The organism is Acetatifactor muris (genome assembly GCF_024623325.1).
Classification (GTDB): Bacteria; Bacillota; Clostridia; order Lachnospirales; family Lachnospiraceae; genus Acetatifactor; species Acetatifactor muris.
The window spans coordinates 51,427-78,034 of sequence record NZ_JANJZD010000026.1; the positions used below are offsets into that span (position 1 = coordinate 51,427).

Here is a 26,608-nt window from a genome sequence, read left to right on the forward strand (position 1 = left end):
ATTTATTCTCCAAAATTTGTATACGCACTATGCTTTACACGTTCTTTGACTTCTGCTTGTTTCCCATCGTTGAAATTTCTGTAGTCTGTTGTTAGATACCCCGTTACACGCCTTAATTGCTGAATATTTTTACTTCCACATTCAGGACAACAGTCATTAAATTCCCCTTGATAACCACAATCAAGACAACTGTCAATAGGGAAATTAAATGCAAGATATGGAATATCTAACTCATTAAAAGCATAGTCAATAATATCTTCTACTGCCTTTATATTCTTTACAAAAGTTGATTCAAGTTCAATGTATGTTATACAGCCAGATGTAGCGTACTTTGTAAACGGTGCTTCTACACGTAACTTGTCATAAATTGAAATCTTTTGCCACACTGGAACATGAATACTATTTGTCAGGAATTCATGACTCGTTACATTTCTAATTATTCCATATTGACTTCTAAGAACATTTAAAGCTGTTCTGCAAAGTCCTTCTGCTGGTGTAAAATATGTTCCAAAATTCAAATCATTTCTTTCACTTGCTTCTTTGGCATAATTATAAATATGTTTTACTACAGAAAGAGCAAACTTATGGACTTCTTCATCTTCTGCATGATTTTTACCAAACAATGCGACACAAGTTTCTGCCATTCCAATAAGACCAAACCCTAACGTTCCATGTTTAACTGCATTCTCAACCGTCTCATCACACTCCCTTGCTCCCTTGATTGTATTGTTTTGATACATAAAAGGTGCTGCTTTAGGAGATTGAGATTTTATAATTTCATATCTCTCTAACAATCCTTTTTCACAAATATGGAGTGCATCATCTAATGCATTCCAAAATCCATCTAAATCTGCTTTATCTCTTTTGCCAAGGCAAATACCATATTCAATACCAAGTTTGGGTAGAATAATTGTATTTGGTACATTGTTGCCTCTTCCTTGCCGAATATATCCAAGTCCATGACGATCATATCCTATTAACGTGCGACATCCCATAGTGCTTAAATATGTATCAATTTCTCCGTCAGTTTCATGTGCTTGTGACCAATTACCATTCACCCAATTTGGATAAATCCTTTTTGACATAGATTGTAATGCTAACTTTTTTAAATCATAATTTGGATCACATTCTTTTGCATTTACTCCATTTTTATATTGGAAAATGCTTATTGGGAAAATACTTGTCAAATGATGTTCGCCTATACCATCAATACTTGCTTCCATAATCCATTTTGTAACTAATCTTCCCTCAGTGGAAGTATCTCTGCCTAGATTAATTGATGTAAATGGCACCTGTGACCCTTGTCTGCTTTCAAGAGTGTTCAAATTATGGAAAAGACCTTGTGTTGCTTGTTTCCCTTCTGATTCAAGCATTTCAATAGCATACTTATATGCCTTTTGATACGTCTTTGCTTCTTTATTGTCTATATCTAGCTTTTTAGGAATAGAATTTATATATTCAATGGATACATCAGAAACCCATTTTAATCCATCCTTAAAATGTTTAGAAAAACTCATTTTTACAAATGGTGCCAAATCGTAATCTAAATGTATAGAACCAACACCACCGAATTGCACTTGACTTTGACATTGAAAAGCAACAGCTACTAATTGACAAGCCGTGCTGAATGAAGCAGGTGGTCTTACATCCCCATTTCTTGTTTTAAATCCATATGTAAAAATTTCTCCAAAATCAAGATTTAAACAATTGTGAACGCCATAAATTGCTTTCTCTAAATCATGCTGATACACCAACATATCTTTATGTGCTTGTGCGACTTCGTCACTTAATCCATCATATTCAAGAGCAATTGTTTTTCCAATATCAGCAGAAGCTTCTTTTTCTCTACCAGAAAATGAACGTTCATCTACATTAGCATTTGCATTTTCTATGTCAGAAGCACTTGCTCTTTTCATAATTTTTTGAATAATTTTACTATTTTTTTCTCGTATTCTATTTCTATCATTTCTATATATAATATATTTTCTTGCTACATCCTTACGATTGCTCGCCATTAGTCTCTCTTCTACCTGATCCTGAATCTCTTCAACAGTCATGCTTTTGTTCAACGATTCTATGTAATTTGCAATATCTCTAGCTTTTTCTTTTGCATAAGACGTTTCTTCACCATCAACATCAATGAATGCTTTTAGCACAGCTATTTTAATTTTCTCTTTGTCAAATTGAACTTTACGCCCATCTCTTTTCTGTACTGTCAATAAATACTTCCTCCGTTAATCTATATAATCTTTCTTTCCACACCTTAAACAAATATAAGCATGTCTTTTCTTACCTTTTTTGTCATATACCGTTCTTACTCCACCAGTATATTTATGTACAAATAACCACCTTTTCCAAAATGGTTTCATTTTTATTTCTGTAACTTTTATCTTATACCACCTACTTTCCTGAGCCAATGAAACAGGCATTTAATCATTATTTTCCGGTTTCCATTTTTGAATATTATTGTAGAATCCAATTTTAAAGTTGTCATTTTCAGAATCCATAATGACTTTTACAGGTTCTACCAAATTCAAACTAAAAATTCCGAATATGCTTTTTCCCTCTACCACATATTGATTCTGCTTAACAAGAAAGTCTCCATCATGATATTTACTACATATAGACACAAATTCTTTCGCTTTTCTATTGTATTAATACTAATCTTCATTTAATCTATATCTCTGTATATCTCCAAAAACATTCTTTTTACCTGATCATTCTTTAATGCTTCCTCATTATATTTGTACTCCTATACGTTATACATCCTTTCTGTTTCTAAAATTTCATTTACAACATCATTAATATCAGTTCCCTCATTGTTGTCAACTACAAGATTTACTTCTCTTTCTAATCCTAAAAACATTCCATAGTCTCTTTCAGTACGGTTACATATTTCGTCTTTGTCTTTATAGTCAAACTTATCAATTCCACATCTGTCTATATATCTCTTTACTCTTGTACCAAGATTACTTCTTACAAGAACAGTAAAAATATTATTTTGGGGACAGTTTTGTTTTACTTGTCTAAATCCATTCGGAGTAAGCACAACAACTTTATTACCCTCTAAATAATCTGATTTTAATGATCCATATAATCTGTCATATGTATATCTGTCATACTCTGCTAAAATGCCTGCGTTTAACATCGTGGCAAATGAATTCTGGTCAGTGAAATAGTAATCCTTGCCATTCACTTCTCCATCCCTCGGTTTCCTTGTGGTATACGAAATAATCTTTTCAAAACCATGATGTGTTGCCAGTTCATTCTCAATTGTAGATTTCCCTGACCCAGATGGCCCTAATAAAACAATAATCATATGTACTAATTCTCCTTTTTCTGTACTCTTCCACAAGATTTTTTCTCTGGGCAATAGCCAAGATAATCACATTTTGGTACAAATAAATTATCTACGATCCATGTCCATTCATCAGAGACTTTATATAATGCGGTACAAATATCTCCAAATAATTTTCTATATTCATGATACGCACGATTACACATGCGCTGGTGTGACATATCTACAAGATTACGTAAATTACGTTTATCAACAATTTTAGTTGTCATTCCAAGCGGAAGTAATAATGCTGAATCTTCTCTTGGAGTTCCAATATCTTCTAACTCTATCAGTGCTCTATTAATTTGATGAATTGCCTCTGTATAGATTTCATATCTTTTTTCATCATTTCTAATACTATCTGGGACAACATAACCAAATCCATGTTCATAATCTATATATCTTGTACTTGCCTGTAAACGTGTTGGTGCCCCACCCAAATGTGTATACCATTCACGAATTACTCTTGCAGAATATCCATCAATAATCATTTCTACATTTACATATTCGAGAGTCCTTCCATGATTAGCTGTAATACAATCCATCCCACGTTTATAATTCTTTTTATTGTCTGTAATATCTGCTCCCCAGCACACACCTGCTCTTTTACCGATTAATGTTATTGGATATTTTGTTGTTTCCTCTAGAATTATTACTGATCCCATTTAAATTCCTCCATTTCTTCATTGAATCTTATTACCTCTTCTTCATTGCAGCTATGTATTTCGACATCAAGTGGTTTTCTCAAATCAACTGTAAGAATTCCCAAAGTTGATTTAGCATCAACTCTATAACTATCTTTAATTACATCAATGTCGCTTTTAAATTTCATCGTAATGCCAGTAAAATGATTAACTTTTTCAATAGTATTTAACACTACAGTTATTTTTGTATTCGTTTTCTCACCTTCCTATTTTGTTTTTAATGTATAAAAATTATGAGCGCCATCTTCAAATACTGGTTCATATTTTAATTTTTTATTGCTATCAAAAAATAAACTTCCTTGTGTTGTATCATCAAATAAATATGCATATTCACATGCAAGTATTGTTTTGTCTGATACATCAACATTTTTATATCTTTCATTTGACATAGTTTCAAATTGTCCAGGAATGAGTATTTCAGAAAGCTTGTTTGGAAAACACTCATGATCAAGTCTGTTATAAATTACATTTACTACATTTACTTTTTGTTCAAATGAATATTCATCACCAACTTCAGCTTGTACCACACGAAAAAGTAACTCTAATTCTTCCTCAGTAAAGTGGTCATATATAGTTTCTGGTGGGTCTATTATGTGTGAATACTCATCAATAATATTTTTATAAGTAATAAACCATTCTCCTTTATCCGTAATGTTTTCTATTTCTATCATTTTTTGATTCATTTCTTCTGTTGCTATATCAATTTCAAAATTTGATGATATTGGTATTTCATCTACAAGTTCACAATTATTTTTCTCTATGACCTTTATCTCTATTTCTTGTGCTACCATAGGTTTAGCCTTACTCTTTTCACTATATCCAATTAGCGGAATAATAAGTAAGTATATAAAAAATGTCATTACTGATAGTAAAATTTTTATCATTTTATTCATTTGTTCTCCAGTAAATTTTGAGTTATATTTGATATGTCTATGAGTTACATTTATTACTTCTCTGTTTGAATTGTGTTAGAAGTTACAATAGATTAGTCATAACTTATACTTTTACCAATTTCTCTTAATCCTATATAGATTGGGAACTGCAAACTTTCAAGTCCTGTTTTCTTATCCTTACTAATTTCTTTATATTTTACTTCAACAACTCTTCCTATAAGATTATCCCTGTCTTTCCAAAATTTTGTTCTGGTTTCATCATCGAATCCACTGCCAACATTAACAGTATTATCCTTATATTTAACAACTAATGCTCCAAGAGTACCTTTTAATCTTCCATCACCTTCCAAAACCTTTATTACTGGAAGATCCATACTATAAAATCTCTTGATTTTTATCAAATCTGTAGTTCGTTTACATTTGTATAAGGCATCCTTGTTTAACATAAGACCTTCCCACCCTTGTTCAACAGCATAATCAAGCCATTTCATAATTTGTGATTGGTCTGTCCCCTCATAAACCATAGTCACTATTTCTATATTTTGAAGTTTCTTTTCTTTAATTACTTCACCCAAGGCATTCAGCATCTTTCTTCGCACCTTATACTTGGAAGATGATTGCTTATTTAAAATCTCTTCTTCTGGGAAATAGTCAAAGATTACGAATTTTATCTCTTCTTTTGACTCCGCATCTGAATTGATTATCCCTGTCCCAATTCGGAAATTCTCTCCATCTGGTAAATTATCAAAGTTTTTCCGGATAAGTTCTCCATCATAAAACCATCCCATTCCAAGCTGTTTTAAATCAGATATAATATGCTTCATGCCAGTAAATTCTTTACCTTGTCTACTGATGAGTTTACCTTGATAAAATGAAGCACGATTCCCATTCATCTTTTGGCTGAGAGCAAACCACTCTTCTTCCCTCAGTTTCAACTTGTCATATGAAGCGCCCAATTGTACTTCCCAGGTGTCAATTAATCTTGGGATACATTTATTCACCAGTTTTTCATCAACGCCTAACCTAAATTTCTTTGTAATTAACTGCTCATAGAATTCTCTATCGTCTTCATGGCCAAACAAGAATGCTTGAATCTCGTAAATATCTTCGTCTTTTCCAGTATTATTTTTTGAAAGATAATCCATTACGTTTTCAAAAGTGCTATATACACCTAAGAAATATGCGGCCGTTTCTGTGCTTGGCATTACTTTCTTTTTAATTTTCTTGGTACTAATCCCAGTTACAATATTTCCATCTAATAAGAACTTCAAACACATCTTAAATAACTCATTATCCTTGTTTGCTGTAATAATTGCTTTCTTATTATTCAGGCTATTTGTCTCTTGGATCTGTTTAAATAAATTAATTACCTCTACCAATCATATTCTCCTTCTAAAAAAACACTTTATCATTTCAAATTTACTTTAACCCATTCAGGATCAAAGGTAGGCCTACTATCTCCATGACATTGTAAAATAACTTCATCTCCAAAATGTAATCAATTATCTTTATCTTTTGAGTCCTTGCTAAACGCACATAGTATTGCAGCTATTGGAGAAGTAATGCAATATACGCCAATAATATAAAGAAGAATTACTGTCCCACAAAATATCCAAAAGTTACTAAATATAAATTGTAGTATTTCTAACATTGTTACCTCCTTTAAATTGCAATTCTGTTGTTTTTAGTCGTATCCATCATAATCATCATTTTTGTGTACAAAATCATATTCATCTCTATATTGTTCTAACAAACAAATTGCTCTACACAAATAGCCTTCTATCTCACAATAATTTGCAGAGTCAGCTAATTCTTTTAATTTCTCAATTAATTGTGTGGTTGACATACCACGATAAGATAATTCTTTTTTCATAACCGCCTCCTATAAAAGACTTGTTCTATCGCTATAGTAAATATGGTAGTGCTGCTAAATATTTTTCTTTTAGCTTGTCCGTCAATGTCTCAGTCTGAGTAAGATGATCTTTCATATCTGCCAACTTTACCCAATATACTTCTGGTCTTGTATCAGAATAATCTCTAATTTTCTTCACATATTCTATGTAATTTGTATTTTTAGACTTAGTAAGCAAATTTAAACATTCTTCAAAATGCTTATATTCAGCTCCAAAACAACCACCTGTGTATTCTGTATCCTCAATCAAATCATGCATTATCGCAAGAGCCACACAGTTATCCATTTTATCATCTGGAATCATTGGATTTTCTGCTACATACCCAGCTACTCTAAGTACATGATCATATGTTTTTGATTCATAATACTGCTTTGCCATCCTTAACGCATATCCTATTAAACTCATATTCTCTCACTTTCTCCTATCCTACCTTTAAAAGCGTGGATTCATTGGTTTTTAATTATAAAGTCTTTCTCCTGTGTTCTTATTAAAAATATATACATTTTCACATACTTCTTTGGCTTCATAATCCATCATATTTACACGAAAATATCCATTAGCTAATTCAATAAATTTACTTCTTGCATCCTCGATATCATTGTGCGAGTACTCATCCTCATAATCCCAGGTGTCAAGATATATTCCAAAATCTTCCTTTCTTATATCTTCTTTCATTTCTTCAAACACTTCATATGCTAATGCATTTCCCATATAATCTTTTCTCCTTTTTAATCAAATAAACAAATATATTTTAATTCATCTTCTAAATCACTTTCTCTACGAAACTTTTCAATATCTTCCTCTGTTTTTACTCCCTCAAGTTTATTCTTTGCTTTTTTAATCCTGCTCTGCAAAACTAAAATATCATTTTGTAACTCACTCAATGTATTTAAGTATTCTTGTTTTAATTTTTCAATATCCATTTTTATTTCCTTTCTGCATTGAAACGAGCGTTTTATTGCTTATATTCCATTAACTCATTATTCTCTAAAATAAATATTTTCTTTCCCATAGCAATTGCTTGTTTAATTCTGAGCGTAGTAGACTTTCCTATGTGTTCTGGAGTTACTATCACTAAGAAATCGCACATTAATAATTTTTCATAACACATATCATCTAGCATATTGGGACATTCTCCAAATGACAAATATTCTTCTATATTATAAAAGACAGGAGCAAATACAATATACCCTTTGCTTGTTAATATTTTTTCTGCACTTCTAAATTGTTTTTCATGTTCTCTTGTAATCCCTACTAAATGAGCAATTTCGTATTTTTTATTCACTCTTCATTTTCCTTCCCGCCAGTTATAAAATAGTGAGTATTTCCTTGGCTACACTCATATCATTCAAAGCAAGGTTTTACCACTAAATCATCATTCTTATATTCTCTAAACTGTAGAAATGTTTTGAATAATGTACAATATGGCAATAACTCAGAATTATTTGATTTATATTTCATCAGATCACAGTTTGACATTCATTTGTTACACCTATTGTTATTTTTCTTTTTGCCATAATTATTCTCCATATATTTCATATTTGATTGAATGATATACATATGAGAGTATTGATATATTCTTCATATTGGTTACTATCATATTTTTTACTTTACCTTGTACTTGTTGCTTATCCATAATGGGATATTTTGATTTTATTGGTCCTTTATTATTTACTAAATAAAAATACATCTGACATTCCTCTCTGGATAAAACCTATCTTTCATTGCCATTTTTAGTCTATATATAGTTGTTCTCCAAATACCAAGTTACTATATATAGACTATTTTTATGCTACTTTTTCTTCCAACATCATCCATGTGTTCCGTTTATTGTGACTTGTACGGATACACTGTAAAAATGCTTGTGGTTCTGCCAACAGTAGACATCTCTTCTTTGCTCTTGTGAGCAGCGTATATAACATACAGTTATCCAAAAGCTGATGATGTGTGTTATCAATAATTCCAATAACAATCTTTCTACCTGCACCTTGTAACTTATGTACTGTCATTGCATAAGCAAGATCCAATGCTGTTAGCTCTTTCTTTGTATACTCAATCAACTTTTTTTTCCCAAAAATATCAGTATAAGTTACTACACAATATTCTTCTTTCTTTTTGCCATTTTGTCTCTCACTAATTTCTGTTATATATCCTATTTCTCCATTGAACACATTCTTATCGTAATCATTTACTGTCTGCATTACTTTAGCACCCAATTTGAATGTCATTTCAAAACCAGATATACTTTGCAATACATCTCCCAACAACTTTTCCTGAATTGTTTTATTCAATTCATTTGTACTATTCAAGCAATCTTTTCTTCGTGGAACTGCAATAACCACATTATCAATTCCATCAGAATCCACAGACTTTACAAATGTATTAACAGCAATATCAAATAGTGACTGCCTATTTATACGAAACATATAATACATATCCTGTAGCTCACCATGAATAATTCTTGGCTGTAGTTTTTCAGTAATGGGATTAATATTCTCACGAATCAGATTTGCATCCACCAAAATACCAGACTTCTCAGCTTGTCTCATTGGCTTAACCAATTTACTTACCACTGTATCATCAAACATTTCTATCAAATCTGAAAATACATTACCAAACCCTATAGGTGGTAACTGCTTATGATCACCAGAAATAATGATTCTGGTGTTATCATCAATCGCTTCTAACCAATGTAAGAATAAACTGGCATTAACCATACTTCCTTCATCAAGAAATGCAACACTTGTAATCAGATGGTTATCTTTATTAAAATCAAACTTATTCAAACCTTTGCATCCCAATGTTCTATGAATCGTCATGGCTGGAAATGATGTTGCCTCAGTTATTCTCTGTGCTGCCATAGCCGATAAAGCAGATGCCGTTAATGTAAATTGGTTTTCTGTATATGCTTTCACAATCGCTCTCATAATGGATGTCTTGCCAGTACCAGCCTTCCCAGTTATTAAGCTGATTGTTCTATGTAGACTTTTATTAATTGTATCAAGCTGTTCTACTACATATTGGAACCCTTGTTCTTCCTCTGCATGTCTGATCGCCTGTTCTATTTTTTCATCAGAAATATTGATATCTGTCTGTTTCTTAGACTTTTCAAGCAGTATATTATAAATTTGCACTTCAATATCGTGATAATATTTTAGTCCTACTCTATCTTCTGATATGTGTAAAAACTCATTGTTTTCCAATAACCAATCCGTTTTATCAGAACACTCAGGAACACTATTACTTATTGCTGACTTTAGAATTTTGACAGAACACCATGTATGACCACTACTTTCTCCTAAATCTGTAAAATAGTATTTTATAAACGCAACCAATCTTTCAGTTGTATTTATAAGTTCTGGCTTCAATTTTAATGCTAAGTCATCGACTTTCTTAAACCCAAGCCCATTAATTTTCGTAAGAATATACGGATTTTCTTCTAATTGCTGTTTTAACAATGCCGGATTAGGTTCATCTGTTAGAAGTTTCTTAATCATCGTATATGTAACTCCTAATGGCTTTAACATTATTATAATGTCTGAAATCAGATAATTATTGATGATTTTATCCTTAATTCTGTTCCAGGTAAGTTCCCTAACCCCCTTTACTAAATCATAATCAATTTCTTTTAATGTCCCATTTGCCACATCATTTACTACATTTGGATATACACTTATTAGATTCTCTGCAATCCAAGGTGAAATAATGGATTGCAGAAACATCAACTGTGCCTCTTTTGTTTGTGGTATCAGCGCATATATGGCTATTGGTGTATACTGATGACCATATGTTTTGTCATACTTGTACTTCGCCTTTATCATATATTCTCCACCAACAACCAATTCCTGCATTTTGCCAGCTAAAGAACTGAACTTTTTATCTGGATCGACTTCTTTACTATCTTCAAATGGCAAATCCATTTTTGTTTCTTTTGTATATTGAGGAATATCATCGTTTGTGTAAAAACCATATACGCCCCAAGCGGTATCTGAATTGTAGTAGCGTTCATAAGTTATGACTGCTTTAAATTTCAAAATATCTTCATCGTTTTCAAACAAATTTATACTGCCACTCCTTTCTTTCTCATCTGATCCAACCAAGTGTTATATGGTTTTACCTTCTCTACAAAGAAATGTTCCTCTCTCTTTCTTCCAAGTATTGCAAGGCAATTTCCTTTCTTAATATCATCGCTATATTGTTTCAACTGGCTTGACCATATAGTTGCTTCAACAATACCAAATGGCGTATATAGGTCTAAATATGCAAATTGATTCCCGTTTTTATCTTTCTTCCTTTTAATATCAACAATGACACAAAACAATGTAGTTTTATCTCCGTCCTCTACCATATCCCAATCTGTTTTTGTATATTTGTAAGCATCTTTTAACGGATCATTCGTCAAGAACATAGACAATGTATCAAATTCCCACATATATTCGTCTTTTGCATATTTTTCTTGAAACTCTGTCATATGATTCTTATATTTTTGATTCTGTTCTTCTATAAATAATTTCTCTTTTGCTTTGTTATAATCTATCAGCAATGCTTCTCTATTTACTTTTTTACATTCTCTGTAATCATCAACATTCAATCCAAAAGGTATAAGTTTTGAGTATGGAGATGGTAATGTGGTTACAGGTTTATAGTCCTTTCTTTCAAAAAGTCTGTTGGCATATTTCTTCAAAGAGAGCATTTTATCTTTTGTTGGAATAGCACCAGCCTTAATTAATGTAATGATAGCTGTCTTATCAGCCACTTTCTCAATAAAATCATTCATACTTTGATATGGTCTATTTTCAATAATTTTGTCAACAATAGATTCACCAAGACCTTTTACAGCCAATAATCCAAACAAAATCTCATTATTTTCTGGCAAAGCAGTAAACTCAATATCTGATTTATTGACATTTGGTGGAGACACTTTAATACCCAATCTCTTGCAGTCGTTGATTACGATACTAATTTTCTGTACCTTGTCGCTTTTAGATGTAAGCAGTGCTGCCATAAAATAAATCGTGTAGTGAGTTTTTAAATATGCAGTCAGATAAGATAACAGACCATATGCAACAGCGTGACCACGATTAAAACAATATTCTGCTTGTTTGAGCATCAACTGCCAGATTTCAATTAACTGTTCATTGTTCCATCCTTTTTGAGTAAGACCAGCCCTGAAATCAACTTCAAGCTGTTCCATTACTTCCTTCTTCTTTTTGCCGATAGCCCTCCTTGCATTATCAACTTGTTCTTCTGGGAAACCTGCATGTCTGAATAATTGCAATGCCTGCTCCTGATACAATAAGATATAATGTGTTTTTCCAAATAGATCTCTTAAATCTTCATGTAAGACGGTTACATTTTCTGGGTGTAACTTATTCTGGCAATATGTCGGAAAACTTTCTTTTGTTCCTGGACGATTGGCTGCATTAACAACAATAACGTCCTCAACATTATCTGCCTGTGCTTCAATACACATTCGTCTTCCTTCTGCTGATTCCATCTGAAAAATACCAACTGTATTGCCATTCTTATATACCTTTTCAAAAACCTCTTTATCTTCTAAGTTCAAATGATTAATATCAACATCATCCCATGTAATACCAGCCTTCTTTAATGTGTCATCAACAATATCAAGAGTCTCCAGACCAAGATAGTCCATCTTAACAAGACCTAAATCATCCATTGCATTGTGCATCTCTAACTCGATCATAATATTTTTCTCAGAGTCATAACATAATGGACAATAATCTGTGACTGGTGTTGGTGTTATAAGTGTCCCCGCTGCGTGTCTTCCCATTGATTTAGGCAATCCCTCAACATCCATTACATACTTAAACCAAAGTGGGAACTTTTCATATACTTCTTTCAACTTCTCATTCTTATTTAGAATATCTTTGAGCAGAACGTCTTTTTCTTCCTCTTCTCCTAAATCATTTAGTGTCTTGATTGTAGGAATCATCTTTGCAACTTCGTCACGCAATTTATACGGAATCTGCTTGTAGTATGGAGAATAATCTTTCTCATCTAATACCTTGCCAATATCACGAATTGCAACTTTTGTACTTAATGTATTGAATGTAGCAATAGGAGCAACATTTTCTTTGCCAAATAACTCCTCAGAGATTTCAACCATTTCTTTTCTTCTTCGCTTTGATATATCCCAATCGAAATCTGCCATAGATTTCCTGCCAAGATTTGCAAAACGTGAAAAGTCTAAATCCCATCTAACACTATCTATCTGTGTCACATTCAACATAAATAAGCATAAACAGTTTGCTCCTGAACCTCTGGAATACCCCAATGGTATTTTTCTTTTTCTTGCCTCTTTTGCAAGCATATACAGCATAATAAAATAATCCGTATAATCAACTGCATATAATACTGGTAGTTCTGTTTCAAGTCTCTGTCTTCTTATTTCTTGATCTTCCTTAGACATATGACTAAATTTTTCATCAAAGATTTTGAATACCAAATATCTCAAATATTCTTCGTGGTTATCATAGCCATTTTCAATATTTATCTTTGGCATGATATTTCCTTTGTTCAGTCCAATATCAATATTTTCAATAATGTCTGTTATATTTACAGATTCTTCAATACCTTTTCTTATAACATCTTCTGAAAATTGATCAGATAACTTTTCATATATTTCACTCTCAGTCTGCAAATAACAGTCTATATAACTTTCTCCAACTTCTCTCCCTTCCCCTATTTCAACAAACATTGCGTGTGATTCCTTCAAAGAATCACTTAACATATGTGCATCTGTTGTAATTGTATATGGTAGATTATTATTCTGTGCAAAATCATAAATCAGTTGGTTTGCATTTGCCTGATCTTCTGTATTGTGTGACTGAAGTTCACATACCACATAATCAAATGTATTTTTCAGTTTATCAATATGCTGTTCTGCTTCTTCATATTTGCCGTTTACAAGGTATCTGCTCAGTCTTCCAGCCTGACAAGCCGTTAGACAGATAATACCTTTGCCAAGACCTTTTTCTTGTATGTATTTAATATCAATCCTTGGTTTCTTATAAAGACCTTCTGTTCTTGATATAGATGTGATTTTAATAAGGTTTTTATACCCTTCCTGAGTCCTGGCAAGTAAAATCAAATGATAACGTGGCTGAGTGTATTCTTTTGTATCTGCCTTTTCCCACATATCATCTACTTCATAAATCTCATTACCGATTATAGGCTTGATATTATATTCATTACACTCTTTGACAAAATCTACAAATGAAGCCATACTCCCATGATCCGTCAAAGCCATAGCTTTCATACCGTTTTCACTTGCAAATTTAACAGATTCTTCAACAGTCAATATAGAATCCAGCAGAGAGCCTTTAGTCGTATGTATATGTAAATGTGTAAACAATCAATCACCTACCATTCATCATCATCTGAATTATTCGTACTTACCACAACAACATCTTCTATAATTATTTGTGGTGTTCTAACTCCGTTATATTCGTTAATTGATGGTTTTCCAACAATATTGAAGACCACACTATCATTCTCATCCCAGGCATTTTGAAGCCAATCATACAGTTGATTACCCTCTTTACACTTAAATTGGATATATTTAATCTCATCAATCATAAAACTGATGGTATCCTCATTCTTACCAAATATATCAAATTGTTCTTTTGTAAGACTGATATTTTCAATGGCAAGCATCGGTTCCTCAATACCTTGTCCGATAATATCTTCAAGTCTTGCCAAATCAGTCACAATTTTTATAGTTACATCATCAATATCCATAATAAAGTCAACTCGGTATGTAGAATCATACTTAACATCTCGCAAGATATCATTGAGTCTGTTTAATGCGTCATCTTTCTTATCTATTTCTAACCCTACAATACCAAAAGCATTAGCATGACCTCTACCATCCAATATATTTGTGCTGTTGACTATATCCTTGAAACTATCAATAGGACTGTTATCAATATTTCTTGCACTACCTCTATAAATAATCTTCCCTGTTTTCTTATCTAAAAATTTATTTAGTAAGATACATGGCTTATTAAACATTTCAGCAATTTTAATAGCAACAATACCAGTCAATCCCTTATCAAGAATATCAGAAGTATCAATCATAACCACTTTATCTTCTTGTGGAATATGTTGTGCAATCTCAGCAATTTGTGATACACATTTTTCTTTCTGCTTGTCTTGCCTACTTTTTGAGTTTTTACATAATCTAGCCGCTCTATCATATATACTTTCTTGAATTGTTTCAGCATGTTTTGTCTTAGTGGCACGTTTCTTATATTCAAAAAATTCATCCTGTTCAATGAATGCCTTGAATAATAATTCCTTTTCTTCTGGTGATCCAATTCGGATCATTCCATTCAAAATGGGAGTGATATACCATTGGACGTTGTGTATATTTATTTTGCCTCCCATACTATAATCCTGTGCATCTACAAGGGCTTTTAAGCATTTGTTTTGAATATTTAGCAATCCCATATCTGTCAGATATCGTGTCTCAAAAGAACGCATATCCATTACATCACTTATATTTGCTAATGCACATAAATCCAAATACTCATCTGCAAATTCATTCCAATTCTCTTCATCCAATGCCTGTAAGAAACGATATACTACACCGGCTCCACACAGATTCTTATTGGAATAATTTTTACTCATTTGATTGTTGACAATTACCACATATGGATTTTCTTCTTCCTTTTCGTGATGGTCTAAAATCAAAATATCTATCTGACAATCTACTAATTTCTTACATTCAATTACATCATTTGTTCCTGCATCTGGAATAATCAATAATCTTATGTTTTCAGGAACGACTACATCATCTGATAGCCCATGTGCTTTTGCCCTTCCATGCAAAATATAATCAACAGGATAATTACTATCCATTTGTTTGATGTATAAATACATCATTGCCGCAGAACAAAACCCGTCTGGATCTTCATCCACCAATATTCCAATTTTATCTTTTTGATTGAAATGTTTCATAAAAAGACTAACTGCTTCTTCAATATTATCTAAGTTTTGGTATGGCTCAACGACACTCTCATCTAAATTTAAGTATCCGTAGTAATCATCTATTCCTCTATTTTTAAGAACTTCTACTAACACATTAGAAGTATCATTATTTCCATGTTCATATAATTTATATTGCAAATTCACACCTCTCTATCTCAATCATCAAACTCAACGCTGTAGTTATATAATGCTTCATATAATTTGCCAGGAATATTGCCCTTATATCTATCTGCTACTTCTTTTATATATTTTTCTTTTTCTATTTTATATTCCTTAAATGCATCTATCTCATTTTTATAGGTATGTAACCCTTTTTTGCTTTTCCATAGTTGCTGACATAAACCCTATACTCACCACTATCATTTTTAGATATGCCAATGCAACATTCACCTCTAACACTATCACCTTTTGTAAAAATACTATTTATCAGTGCAGGAACAAATATACATGTTTCTGGAGCATACATTTTATTTCCTTTTATTATAATGTCTTTATCAAGGCACATTTCTTCGCCTTCAATTTCATAATAATTTTCTTCAAACCATTTAGCAAAATTTTGATAATTATGCCACTCGTCACATACATAACATTGAATATATGTTGGTCTTGTTTTCAGATATTTTGGGTTGTAGCAACGATTTAACATATTAAACCAATAAACATATGCCTTATCATCACTTGTGTATTTTCCATATCCATAACAACCAATACCATAAATTGATTTATAATTATTATTTTTTACAGCACCTTTAACGAACGAATCATACTGAATACCCTTAATCACTGTGCCATCATCAAATTTAATTGTACAATGCCTTGTGTCTTCATAATTAATAATGGTCATTCCACATCCTTGATTGTTTATATTTCTTTCACCTATTCTATACAATTTTTGCATTTCTTTTTTTAAACCATTCAAAAAAGTTCCATACTGAACATTAAAAATCATTCCGTTATATGCCCTTACATCTACATCATGTTTACTTCGATAATCTATAAGCTCTAATACATTTCCTTTATAATCAACTACCTTTTCTCCTATATGTTCTTCCAATTTTCTTCCTATATTTATTTCACCTCATTCTATAAAGATTTTTGTTTACTAATTGTTGCCATTTTATTGGATCATCTGACGGACTCTCCTTTTCTCTTAAAATTCCATCTTCATCATATAAATAATAAATCGGTATTCCGTCAGGAAAATGATTTGCTATTTCTTCTATTTCATTCTTTTTAACATCCTTATCCATTGCTAAAATAATATCTGCCCCAAGCCTTACTATCATATCAATTTGTTGTTGTGAAAGTTCTTTTCCTCCTGTTGAAACTGCATTTCTATACCCATAGCTCCACAATTGTAATACTGCTTTTTCTGACTCAAGGATATAAATGCGGTTACTCTGTTTAATATAATTTATCGTTTTGTTCAAACCATATAATATTTTTGACTTAGCACATGATTCTAAATAAATATATTTGTTTTCACCATCTGGAACTTCTCTATAAAAGTATCTACCTTTAATTCCTACCAAATCACCAAGCTCTGAACGAATAGGAATTGTGTATCTGTTGCTTTCTTCATCAAAGCCAATTTCAAATTCTTTTTGTGTGGAATAATCTATGTTATCTTCATAGAACAAATCATTGCCATATCTTTTATAATAGGAAAGAACATTCTCACCAATTGGCTTTAATGGTTTCTCCTTTTCTATATTTGCATTAGAACTCATGTCATCTAGCATTTTCAAAATCTTAAAACTTTCTGGAATATCTTCTTCAAAGTCGTGGTAATAAGACATTCCAATTTCATCGCATATAAATTGCAATCCTTTAGGGAAAGTTAAATCTTTTGTATAACATACCAAATCAATAATATCTGTTTTTCGATTTGTTCTAATCATCTGTCTTGTGTAATTCTGACACATTAAATACTCGCTGTTATATAAAACAATTGCTCCATTGTTATCTCCTGTTGCATTTGCACAAGTCCAATAACCGTTTGAAGCATGGTATTTGATATGGTGGCAACCAATGGATTCTAGGATTTGCTCAACATATCGGTTTTCATATATGTAATTTTTTAATTCTTTTACATCCAAGTGCCACCCTCCAAATTATTCTGAACTTTTAGGTTTTTTAATGATATAACCTATATTTCTCCAAATATTAAAATTGAGATCTATTTCAAACAACATAACTTTGTCTTTGCTGCCAGCCCTGTTTTTATCGGGTTTAATACAAAAGTATTGCTTTTTTAAGTCTAAATCTTCTGTAACAGGCTCACCCCAACTATCATTTTCAGCAACCATTTGATATTTGTGATATTCGTCCTTATTCAGTTTCTTACCAATATTCAAGATGTCAGCAACGTGCTTTATCTGCTTTGCATTGGCAATATTGTTACTGCTTAGACTGAAAATGTCTGTAAACACAGTATCATCGCTCAACTGAAATACTGCATAACCACTCATTCTTAATTCTTTTGTCAATTCTTTCAGTCTGGTGGCGAACTGTTTTATCTGCGACCAATCATCTGTGTTATATCCTTTTAATGTGTCATATCCATAATATTTGATATTTTGAACCATCTTCGCTTTACGCAATTCAAACTCAATCTGCTCTGGACTATAATCATTGCCAACATCTTTAAATAGAACTTTACCTTTACGATCAGAACTGTCGATCCATTCTGTTACGGTTTTTACTTGCCAATATTCGTCTGATTCTACCTGTACTCTTTTTATGTATTCTTCATTAGATTCTATATAGATACCAAAATCATCTATTTTTCTTCTAATGATTCCTCCCCCTTTATCATGATATACACCAAGAACAATTTCCTTCTCTGGCTTTTCAAGTACAACACCATGTAAATCTTGAAATTCCTTATTGTTGATAACCGTTGTTATTAAACAGCTTCTCAAATCTTCTTCATCCATTTCATTACTCATAAGGAAAAAATTTTCATTCTGTACAAGCGCAACATAGGCTGCCAATAACATCAGTTTTCTTGTTTTACCTTCATTGGATAAGAAACCCTCAAATAACAGTTTCGTATCTCTCATACCAAGAAAATACTCATTATACATATACCAAGGGAACGGCAAACCAAAATTAGGTTTCTCAAGATACCTGTCAATTTGTTTTGTATTATTGTCTGTAAGTTTTACTGCTTCCTCACCTGCATTGATAACTGTGTGTATTTTATCTGCCTTAGTACGGATAATCCTATATATATCATTGGGCGACATCTTATCAAAATTTTTATGGGACAGAATTTTTTCAACTGGGAATCCATTTCTTCCATATTCCCTTACAAGAGAGTACTTTTTAATCGTATCAAAATAGTTTTTACAGTCGTTTTCATCCGCAAGATTCATATATTGCTGTATGGTTTTCCAGCCTTTATATTGTTTATATGTGCTTAGTCTCTCTGGATTTTGACTCATAAACACATTCATTTTCGTTTCATCTACTGTCTGTGAGAAAGTCAAATAGTATGTTTCAAAACTGTCATAAAAGAACTTCACTGCCGGATCAGAGAAGTCGTACTTACTTCTCATAAAATTGCCATAATTAACAAATGAATCAGGGTCTTTGAGGAGTGCGCCTACGAAACATATCTCCGCTTGAATGTTTGAAGCACTGTGTTCTTCTGTCAATCAATTACCACCACCAATCATCCGAAAATATCATCAACTAAAGCAGATATATCATCTGAAACATTTTTCTCAGAATTATTTGAAGCAGTATATCCAATACTCTTACCAACAATATTTTCGTTTTTTTCTATTTCTTTTTCTGATGCTATAATTTTCTGTTTTTCAAGCCATCTTAAATAGCTGTCGTATTTATTAACCAAAATTGACAAGTCATAGTTGATACGCTTATCAGAACTCATTACAATCCCTTTTGTTTTGTTCCTATCCGCAATACCATTTAACATATCAATCTTTCTTTTCCACATATCAAGTAAATGTTCTGGTGGTATTCCAACGGACATTCCCTTAAATGTACCATTATAAATTTCACCTAGTTTTTGCCATACAGTTGTCGGTACAATTGTGACATCATACGCATCCTTTATGAACTCAAAAACATTTTCTTTCGTAATTGACAAACTTAAATGTTGATAGGATTCTTTTCTTATCTGATCTAAATGATCCAGAACCCATGTCCATTTTTGCGAAATATCTTCTCTCTTCATTTTTGAGCGTTTGTTGCATATATTGATAAAGCAACTACTATGATATGTCTGTTTATCATAGTAGATTGCATCGTCAATATTGTTATTGCTTATGTAAAAGTATTCTTTGCAACATCCGCATTTTCTTTTTATTCCCATGTGTTGTTCATCTTTTATATACCGCATTAGTCCACCTTTACATAAGAAAATTCATTACTGAAACATATCAAGAACTTTCTGCAAAACAGTTACATCCGTTACATTCTTAAATGCTGTTGGAAGTCCTGCTGCTTTTAGCTTGTCTCCCATTTCTTTCTTATCAACAGGTGATAGCGCATTTTTCTTTGCAATAATTTCTTTCTTCATTGCTTCAATATCTACACCAGAGTTATGATCTTCCTCAGACTCCTCATTTGCAGGTTCACCAACCTTGCCAAGAATCTCCTTACTATAAATGTTCTGCTCAACATCAACAGCCTTAGTCAAGTCATTTTTAACAACAAATGCCTTTTTATCTGCTGTCTTATCAATAACTGCTTGCCAATCAACCAGCGTAGGATCTTCAATTATAATATTATCTTCATGCGTATGCGTCCTATCCTTCTTAACATGAGCGCATACAACACCATCTTCATTTCTGAACATACGAACCTCTGTCTTGACGTTATATGTCATACCCTTAAATCCATCAGGAATCTTTCTGCCTGTAGTAACACTCATAGTAGAACCATCTGCCTGTTTAATTGTCTCTTTTTCATCTGTCTCTCTTGCAGTAACAATATAGTGAACACCAGATGCCATCAAATCAAGAATCAAGTCCTGACCTTTAAAATTGATAGTCTGATAATCCTTCAGTTCCATTCCGGCTCCCTCGATCTTTACAAGCCGAGCATCACCTACAAGACCATCCTTATCAGCTTTTACCTTATTTCTTTTCTTAGAAAACTCTATCAATCCCTGTTTTGTTGTCAAATTCAAAATGCTTGTACCATCAACAACAATCGCATCTGCTCTAAAAGGTTCACCATCTGCATCTAACAGAACTTCATCGGTTTCATCACCAGTCTCTTCATCAAGAACATATAAGTCTTCATTATTCTTAACTTTTGCAATATACTCTCTTACTTCTCCAAGAGACTGTGTATATACGATATAAATATTTTCAAGGTCTACACCGTTTGCTTCCAATTCACCCAAATAATCGTCAATGGAACCAGTCTCAGGATCAAGATACAATACTCTAAATGGCTTGCCGTCTGGACGCTTGAAATATGCTAACTGCATAGCCATAGTAGACTTACCTGTAAACTGTTCACCATATAAAATCATTCCTAACTTACTTTGTGTTACTGACGCTTTCCTCGCTTTTGCCATTAAATTACCTCCGAAATCGTATTTTTTTAAGAATTGTGGAACGCCATTTCTGACATTCCGAAACAGTCATTTTTACCATGCTTCATCTTCATCATTGCCAGAATCCAAATTAGCTTCTCCCCAATCGTCACCACCAGCATCTTCACCGAAATCATTTTCAGCTTTGTTCGCTTGTGCAATCTTTGACATAGCTTCTGTAACATTTGCTTCTGTGTAAAGTTCCTTATCAACAGTAGAACCTTTTGCGTTGGTAATGATAAATTCTCTCTTGGTAGGTGCAAGAACCTTCTCCATAGATACTTCTTCACCCCAGTTGTCATCATCATCTTCAACTGTTTCTGTCTGTGTAGACGCTACCATATGACCGCTGACCTGAATCGCATTATATGCCTTTAAGGATTTCTTAAACTTATTTGCCAAATCCTTATTCTCAATAATAAATTCAACATCTTCAATGTTGCTGTATGTAATAACCTTTGCAGACACAACAAATCTTCCAGTCGGCTTATCATTTTCCTTTTCCTGATCAATACCCATAAATACAATTACCTGGATAAAGTCATTCTGCTGAGTGAAATTCTCATCACCGAAATCAATTTCTGAGCAAAGTGAAATCTGGTTAGGAACCAGCTTAGTAGATGTCTTTTTATTGCCGTTATTATCCAAGAAGCTACTATAATCAAGACTACCTCTGATAAATACACTTGCGCCATCTTTCAGATTGTCATTTACTTCCTTACAAGCATCAAAGTCTGTCATGACCTTCTTATCATTAACGGTCTTACCATTCTCATCTACTTTCTTCTTTACGCCAATGTTCTTACCAATGAGACGGAATCCTTCACGATTATAAGAAAACCTATCTGCCCAAGGAACCTTTGCAGTTTCATGCTTATCGCCCTTCTTTTCAGCCTTCTTTGAAAAATACACATTTTCCTGTTCCATACCCTGTAAATTAACATAGAGTGTGCTGCCTTCAGCGTATCCAACTCCAAAGTTAATCATTCTCATATCCCTGTTGCTCTTGGTCTTAATTTCCTTATAAAAGTTTTCCTTCTCTACACCACTAACAACGCCCTTCAACTGGAATGATCCTTTTGTCTCAGGTAAATCAAATAGTCTTCCTTTTTTCTTTGTTTCTGCCATTAAATAAAAATCCTCCTGTAAAATAAAATTTATAAAATATTTTCACATCATATATAACATCAACAGCCCACACAGGACTGGAACATAGAGATTAAATCTATATAAAATCTATGCTAATCAGTGGTTTATGGCTGAATTTTGCGTAATTAAAGCCAAGGGTATGCTGTTCACCACCCAAAACGGATATAACTGTTCAGTTGTAATTATTGGAATTGTCTACGGATAACCGTGCGAAATGTTTACGTGTTACTACCAGAACTTTCAACTATCAATCTACATAATCAGTAAATTCTTCATTGCAACACATACACTTTACTATTTGGCATTCTACAATGCCACTTGGTAAAAATTCGTATACAAACTGTTCACCTGCTGTTGCATGAGATACACATCCTTGTTTCATGTGTTTCTCTACCCATTTGTCTATCTTATTACTTGTTTCAAATTTTATTATGTATCACCTCACAATCTCAATCTAAAAACGCTCTGCAAATAGCATTTGCAACCATATGAATAACCAAAGTAATTACTAATGTACTAACCTTGAGTCCATTAAAACATGCTACAATAGCTAAAATAATCAAAAACTGTATCTTACCCACCTCCTCCAAACTCACCCAATAAAATAAGAATTTCAACCGCTCACAATATCAACATATAGTATTTATCACATCACTAGAACGCTATATATTGTATATATTTTAGTCTCTATGCCACCAAATATGCTGATCAAAAATTTCTGTCTTTACAAAACCATCTTCATAATAATCATCGCCTTCTTCCTCAGCAAATTCGGCAGGAGTCGTAAATTTTTCAATCCCATCAGGTTCCAGAATCACACATGCCTGTCCGTCATCAATCCAATCAGTTATAATTGCTGGTTCGCTTCGCCACCAAACTTTTCTTCCAATCATTTTCTCTGCGTATCCATACTCATTTAAGTCTAGTGGATGCTCGTCTAAATGCTTTATTCTCCATTCTGCTTCATCAATACCGCCTCTACAAAAATAGAAGTCCTCCCCATTTCTTGTAATCATAGCACCACCACTGGTATAGCATTCTGATTCATCCCACTTAGTTCTTACATAATTGTGTGGCTCATATTTAATTCCCCAACATACTCCAAAATCTTCACACTGAAATTCAATCAAATTTTCATATGTAGGATTCTCATTTCTTGGATACATCCATAAGTCATTTTCTCCTCGCCTACCACCGATTGTATGAACATACCCTTTAATACTCACAACCTGATATGGTTTTCCATAAAGCATTACATCCCACGGCATTTTTGACATTTTAAGTTCTGATATGTATGTATCTTTTTTAATCAATTTTATAATTCCCAATTATCTATTCTCCTTTTCAAAATTCATATACGTTTATATCATTTTATAAATACCTTCCGCAATCTCTTTCATAACTGAATCAATCTTTTCTTTTGAAAGGTTAGACTTCTCCAAAGCATTTAAAATAGTGCATGGCAGTTCTGTCCATCTATGATAATTTGCATTCTCTAATTCATTACCAAGAATCTCAGCATAATTTTCGGCAGTCCATTCGTTACTTTCTATAAATTTGAAATTCGGATCTTGAATATCAAATTCTTCCTTTATTTCTTCAATGGATTCATTGTACACATAATAATATTTTCCATCGTTTCCAACTTTCCAATACTTAAACATATATTTCTCCTTCACTAAAATTTGGTTCAATCAATAACTTCTAAGCACTGTACTGGAATTTCACAACACAAATCCACTGTTGCGTACTCTTGTCCATCATCATTTTTCCATAAAGCAAATATTTCTTGTTCTGTATTTGCAAATCTCTCATACATACTTTCGCAAGTGCCATTATCAAATGTTAATTTCTTTAATTCGTCTTTCAGATTATCTTTTACAATTACCTTATCTCCAACTTTCAATCTATTTTCTCCTTTTTCTTCATATATTTGCCGATGAAAAAACGCTTTCATCTGCAGAATTCAATTTATTTATCATCGTTTTTATTTGCGAACTTTTCATATAATGATTTACTTAATTTATAATGCTGATCGTACTCAGATGTACCAGGAATATGACTTGCTCCAAGCCATTCAATCGGATCTTTTTTGATTGCATTCCAATACCATGACGGATATCCTAACTTTTTCGATGACGTTTTATCGTCCGTGTAGTTCATTTGTTCTACCAAATCCGCTGCGATACCACCTTTTAATAAATTCTTTGTATCTTGTTGATAAAAGAAAATTATGCTTGACTGCACTAAACAGGCTATTTTTAACTCTTCGTATGGTACTTCTTTTCCATCTTTTAAATCTGCTACAATCTCACATGTTGCCCTCATCTTTAATTCTCCTAAATCGTTATTTGTTATTTCTCTATTTTTCAAATGAAATTTCGGTTTCAACTGTTATGTCCAACTGATACTCCAATACGCCTCATTATATTGGCTTCCAGTTTCTATTCTATATCCAAGTGATTTTAACATTTCTTTTGTTTTGTATTGAAGTACACCATCATTACAAATTGAAAATTTACCATTAGATATAGCTTCTGCAATTAGTTTATCAATTTTATCTAATTCTTGTGTTACACAATTATCTATATTATTCTGTGCTTGTCTCTTCGCTTCGTTTGTTGCTAACATAATATTCTCCTATTTTCTTTCCAACATACTGAATATTGATATCATTAAAGCATTTTATATATTGAGCAAATGATCCGATATCTTTAAATTTTTCTGTATTGGTATCTTCTCTATTTTCATTTTTAATGGTATTAGAAATAATTAAATCTGCTATTTTAAAATTACTTTGCAATGTTGTTAAAATTTGATAACCATTCATATATTGATTACAATATTCTTCTTTGGATATTACTAAATTTTTATCAGAATCTATTTTGTTGATGTAAATTGTTTTAATCAAAATTATATTCAGCATGACCGATAATATAAAAAATCCACCAATAATATCATCAACAATTCTGTGCTGTATTTCTCCGTAAAATAGAAATTCAAGTCCTTGCCAGCCGAATGTTATAAGTAATGCTATAGTATAATATACGACAACCCAAAACAAATACTTATGTACAAATATTCGCAATTTCTCTTTGATCTTTAATATTTTTATCACCTCTTTCCTTCACTTGATAAAAGCAAAATTTGATTGTCTAACACAACTCCCACCAAAAATCATATAATCTATGACTTAAATTTCCCTTTTTAGATAATTCTCCTCTATATCTCCGGATTTTCTTATTTGACATCTTTTTATGATAATTGGAATTACTGTGTCGTCCTCTTCCACGATATAATCTTTTATAATATGGTTTTGGGTTTTCGACATACCCATGTCCTCTAATCAAAATCTCATCAGTATATATAACTGGATATGGGTATTCAGGTACATTTTCCGCAAGAAATTTAAGATGATTTTTATGTTTCTGATCACGTTCTCTCTTACTTCTTCTCTTTTGCTTTTTGTGATTTATCCGTTTTGGAATATCTATATATGCATCTTCACATCTTCCAGCCCAGAAAACTTTACCCCCAACCTTATCGCACCACAAAAAACGTTCAAATTCATCTGAGGCATTCTCTGGTTTTAAATAATGACATATATCATTTGGTATTCTACGCTCTGATACAATTTTCTCATAATTAAGCATTCTTCTCATAAAATCTTCTTTACCATATGGACAATTTCTGCATTCCAAAACATTACCTCCTGCTTTAAAACCAATGTTTTCTGAGAAAAATTTTTTTATTTAAATGCATATATTTTTATTCTTTGGAATATTATAAAAATAGACAAGGTAATTTATACCAAATAATAACCAAGGAGGATAAAATATGCTAGTGTACTGACATGTTGATATATAGTTAAAACATACTGGTAAATACAGCTGTTTTGGTATATACTAAGAAAAAAACGGCGGTGATTCCTATGGCAAGACCCAGAAAATATGTAATCAAGCTTACGGAAGATGAATACAAGGAGCTTAAATCCATAATCCGTAAGAAAGCAACTTCAA

General features: G+C 32.4%; 27 protein-coding genes. All 27 read right to left on the minus strand.

Translation table 11 applies throughout. The features are described 5' to 3' along the window. Positions 1-2: 2 nt before the first annotated feature. Positions 3-2,219 (minus strand): anaerobic ribonucleoside-triphosphate reductase, encoded by a 2,217-nt coding sequence (nrdD, locus tag NSB25_RS20925; RefSeq protein ID WP_103241462.1) that lies wholly within the window; start codon positions 2,217-2,219, stop codon positions 3-5. A gap of 533 nt (positions 2,220-2,752) precedes the next feature. Further along, a complete protein-coding gene (locus NSB25_RS20930; protein WP_103241460.1) occupies positions 2,753-3,319 on the minus strand; it encodes a nucleoside/nucleotide kinase family protein in 567 nt (188 codons plus the stop codon). Positions 3,320-3,324: 5 nt separating this feature from the next. Continuing rightward, complete coding sequence (locus NSB25_RS20935) at positions 3,325-4,002, minus strand: FAD-dependent thymidylate synthase (protein WP_103241459.1); 678 nt, start codon at positions 4,000-4,002, stop codon at positions 3,325-3,327. Next, the gene (locus tag NSB25_RS20940; protein WP_146040142.1) at positions 3,990-4,169 is read right to left on the minus strand and encodes an HPr family phosphocarrier protein; all 180 of its coding nucleotides are present in this window, start codon (positions 4,167-4,169) and stop codon (positions 3,990-3,992) included. The genes NSB25_RS20935 and NSB25_RS20940 overlap by 13 nt, the downstream gene beginning before the upstream one ends. A gap of 78 nt (positions 4,170-4,247) precedes the next feature. After that, entirely contained in the window at positions 4,248-4,934 is a 687-nt protein-coding gene (locus tag NSB25_RS20945) for a cell wall hydrolase (protein WP_103241457.1), read from the minus strand. Between the two features lie 92 nt (positions 4,935-5,026). Beyond that, positions 5,027-6,313: an ATP-dependent DNA ligase gene (locus NSB25_RS20950; RefSeq protein WP_103241456.1), complete on the minus strand. Its 1,287-nt coding sequence runs from the start codon at positions 6,311-6,313 to the stop codon at positions 5,027-5,029. A gap of 305 nt (positions 6,314-6,618) precedes the next feature. Then, positions 6,619-6,807 (minus strand): PTS sugar transporter subunit IIB, encoded by a 189-nt coding sequence (locus NSB25_RS20955; RefSeq protein WP_146040141.1) that lies wholly within the window; start codon positions 6,805-6,807, stop codon positions 6,619-6,621. Between the two features lie 31 nt (positions 6,808-6,838). Beyond that, positions 6,839-7,252, minus strand: a complete 414-nt coding sequence (locus NSB25_RS20960) for an HD domain-containing protein (protein WP_103241455.1) — start codon at positions 7,250-7,252, stop codon at positions 6,839-6,841. Between the two features lie 51 nt (positions 7,253-7,303). Continuing rightward, entirely contained in the window at positions 7,304-7,558 is a 255-nt protein-coding gene (locus NSB25_RS20965; RefSeq protein WP_103241454.1) for a hypothetical protein, read from the minus strand. A gap of 17 nt (positions 7,559-7,575) precedes the next feature. Further along, on the minus strand, positions 7,576-7,770 hold the full coding sequence (locus tag NSB25_RS20970) for a hypothetical protein (RefSeq protein WP_103241453.1): 195 nt from the start codon (positions 7,768-7,770) through the stop codon (positions 7,576-7,578). Between the two features lie 32 nt (positions 7,771-7,802). Beyond that, the gene (locus NSB25_RS20975; RefSeq protein WP_103241452.1) at positions 7,803-8,132 is read right to left on the minus strand and encodes a hypothetical protein; all 330 of its coding nucleotides are present in this window, start codon (positions 8,130-8,132) and stop codon (positions 7,803-7,805) included. 502 nt (positions 8,133-8,634) lie between these two features. After that, on the minus strand, positions 8,635-10,905 hold the full coding sequence (locus NSB25_RS20980) for an AAA family ATPase (protein ID WP_103241451.1): 2,271 nt from the start codon (positions 10,903-10,905) through the stop codon (positions 8,635-8,637). 2 nt (positions 10,906-10,907) lie between these two features. Next, positions 10,908-14,225, minus strand: coding sequence for a DNA polymerase III subunit alpha (gene dnaE / locus NSB25_RS20985; protein ID WP_103241450.1), 3,318 nt, complete (start codon positions 14,223-14,225; stop codon positions 10,908-10,910). An 8-nt stretch (positions 14,226-14,233) separates the two neighbouring features. Next, positions 14,234-16,000: a DHH family phosphoesterase gene (locus tag NSB25_RS20990; RefSeq protein WP_103241449.1), complete on the minus strand. Its 1,767-nt coding sequence runs from the start codon at positions 15,998-16,000 to the stop codon at positions 14,234-14,236. 145 nt (positions 16,001-16,145) lie between these two features. Then, positions 16,146-16,916 (minus strand): AP2 domain-containing protein, encoded by a 771-nt coding sequence (locus tag NSB25_RS20995; protein ID WP_103241448.1) that lies wholly within the window; start codon positions 16,914-16,916, stop codon positions 16,146-16,148. Positions 16,917-16,935: 19 nt separating this feature from the next. After that, complete coding sequence (locus tag NSB25_RS21000) at positions 16,936-17,961, minus strand: toprim domain-containing protein (protein ID WP_103241447.1); 1,026 nt, start codon at positions 17,959-17,961, stop codon at positions 16,936-16,938. Positions 17,962-17,976: 15 nt separating this feature from the next. Beyond that, the gene (locus NSB25_RS21005; protein WP_103241446.1) at positions 17,977-19,524 is read right to left on the minus strand and encodes a hypothetical protein; all 1,548 of its coding nucleotides are present in this window, start codon (positions 19,522-19,524) and stop codon (positions 17,977-17,979) included. Positions 19,525-19,541: 17 nt separating this feature from the next. Next, complete coding sequence (locus NSB25_RS21010) at positions 19,542-20,234, minus strand: hypothetical protein (protein WP_103241445.1); 693 nt, start codon at positions 20,232-20,234, stop codon at positions 19,542-19,544. A gap of 27 nt (positions 20,235-20,261) precedes the next feature. Then, positions 20,262-21,422: an AAA family ATPase gene (locus NSB25_RS21015; protein ID WP_103241444.1), complete on the minus strand. Its 1,161-nt coding sequence runs from the start codon at positions 21,420-21,422 to the stop codon at positions 20,262-20,264. 72 nt (positions 21,423-21,494) lie between these two features. Beyond that, on the minus strand, positions 21,495-22,568 hold the full coding sequence (locus tag NSB25_RS21020; RefSeq protein ID WP_103241443.1) for a single stranded DNA-binding domain-containing protein: 1,074 nt from the start codon (positions 22,566-22,568) through the stop codon (positions 21,495-21,497). A 701-nt stretch (positions 22,569-23,269) separates the two neighbouring features. Next, positions 23,270-23,917, minus strand: a complete 648-nt coding sequence (locus NSB25_RS21025) for a hypothetical protein (protein WP_103241442.1) — start codon at positions 23,915-23,917, stop codon at positions 23,270-23,272. Between the two features lie 33 nt (positions 23,918-23,950). Then, positions 23,951-24,253, minus strand: a complete 303-nt coding sequence (locus NSB25_RS21030; protein ID WP_103241441.1) for a hypothetical protein — start codon at positions 24,251-24,253, stop codon at positions 23,951-23,953. 26 nt (positions 24,254-24,279) lie between these two features. After that, positions 24,280-24,495, minus strand: coding sequence for a hypothetical protein (locus NSB25_RS21035; protein ID WP_103241440.1), 216 nt, complete (start codon positions 24,493-24,495; stop codon positions 24,280-24,282). 65 nt (positions 24,496-24,560) lie between these two features. Further along, entirely contained in the window at positions 24,561-24,917 is a 357-nt protein-coding gene (locus NSB25_RS21040; RefSeq protein WP_103241439.1) for a hypothetical protein, read from the minus strand. Between the two features lie 66 nt (positions 24,918-24,983). Then, the gene (locus tag NSB25_RS21045) at positions 24,984-25,220 is read right to left on the minus strand and encodes a hypothetical protein (protein ID WP_146040140.1); all 237 of its coding nucleotides are present in this window, start codon (positions 25,218-25,220) and stop codon (positions 24,984-24,986) included. Continuing rightward, complete coding sequence (locus tag NSB25_RS21050; RefSeq protein WP_103241438.1) at positions 25,180-25,707, minus strand: hypothetical protein; 528 nt, start codon at positions 25,705-25,707, stop codon at positions 25,180-25,182. Before NSB25_RS21050 ends, NSB25_RS21045 begins: the two co-directional genes overlap by 41 nt. Positions 25,708-25,744: 37 nt before the next feature. Continuing rightward, entirely contained in the window at positions 25,745-26,290 is a 546-nt protein-coding gene (locus tag NSB25_RS21055) for a hypothetical protein (RefSeq protein WP_146040139.1), read from the minus strand. Positions 26,291-26,608: the final 318 nt, after the last annotated feature.

Excerpts from the sequence above, each read along its gene's own strand:
- NSB25_RS20965 (WP_103241454.1), bottom strand. The coding sequence starts at position 7,558 with ATGGGAAATGCATTAGCATATGAAGTGTTTGAAGAAATGAAAGAAGAT.
- NSB25_RS20940 (WP_146040142.1), bottom strand. The coding sequence starts at position 4,169 with ATGAAATTTAAAAGCGACATTGATGTAATTAAAGATAGTTATAGAGTT.
- NSB25_RS21040 (WP_103241439.1), bottom strand. The coding sequence starts at position 24,917 with ATGAGGGCAACATGTGAGATTGTAGCAGATTTAAAAGATGGAAAAGAA.
- NSB25_RS20955 (WP_146040141.1), bottom strand. The coding sequence starts at position 6,807 with ATGAAAAAAGAATTATCTTATCGTGGTATGTCAACCACACAATTAATT.
- NSB25_RS20960 (WP_103241455.1), bottom strand. The coding sequence starts at position 7,252 with ATGAGTTTAATAGGATATGCGTTAAGGATGGCAAAGCAGTATTATGAA.
- NSB25_RS21020 (WP_103241443.1), bottom strand. The coding sequence starts at position 22,568 with ATGGCAGAAACAAAGAAAAAAGGAAGACTATTTGATTTACCTGAGACA.
- NSB25_RS21015 (WP_103241444.1), bottom strand. The coding sequence starts at position 21,422 with ATGGCAAAAGCGAGGAAAGCGTCAGTAACACAAAGTAAGTTAGGAATG.
- NSB25_RS21010 (WP_103241445.1), bottom strand. The coding sequence starts at position 20,234 with ATGCGGTATATAAAAGATGAACAACACATGGGAATAAAAAGAAAATGC.
- NSB25_RS20935 (WP_103241459.1), bottom strand. The coding sequence starts at position 4,002 with ATGGGATCAGTAATAATTCTAGAGGAAACAACAAAATATCCAATAACA.
- NSB25_RS20930 (WP_103241460.1), bottom strand. The coding sequence starts at position 3,319 with ATGATTATTGTTTTATTAGGGCCATCTGGGTCAGGGAAATCTACAATT.
- NSB25_RS21030 (WP_103241441.1), bottom strand. The coding sequence starts at position 24,253 with ATGTTTAAGTATTGGAAAGTTGGAAACGATGGAAAATATTATTATGTG.
- NSB25_RS20970 (WP_103241453.1), bottom strand. The coding sequence starts at position 7,770 with ATGGATATTGAAAAATTAAAACAAGAATACTTAAATACATTGAGTGAG.
- NSB25_RS20945 (WP_103241457.1), bottom strand. The coding sequence starts at position 4,934 with ATGAATAAAATGATAAAAATTTTACTATCAGTAATGACATTTTTTATA.
- NSB25_RS21045 (WP_146040140.1), bottom strand. The coding sequence starts at position 25,220 with ATGTTAGCAACAAACGAAGCGAAGAGACAAGCACAGAATAATATAGAT.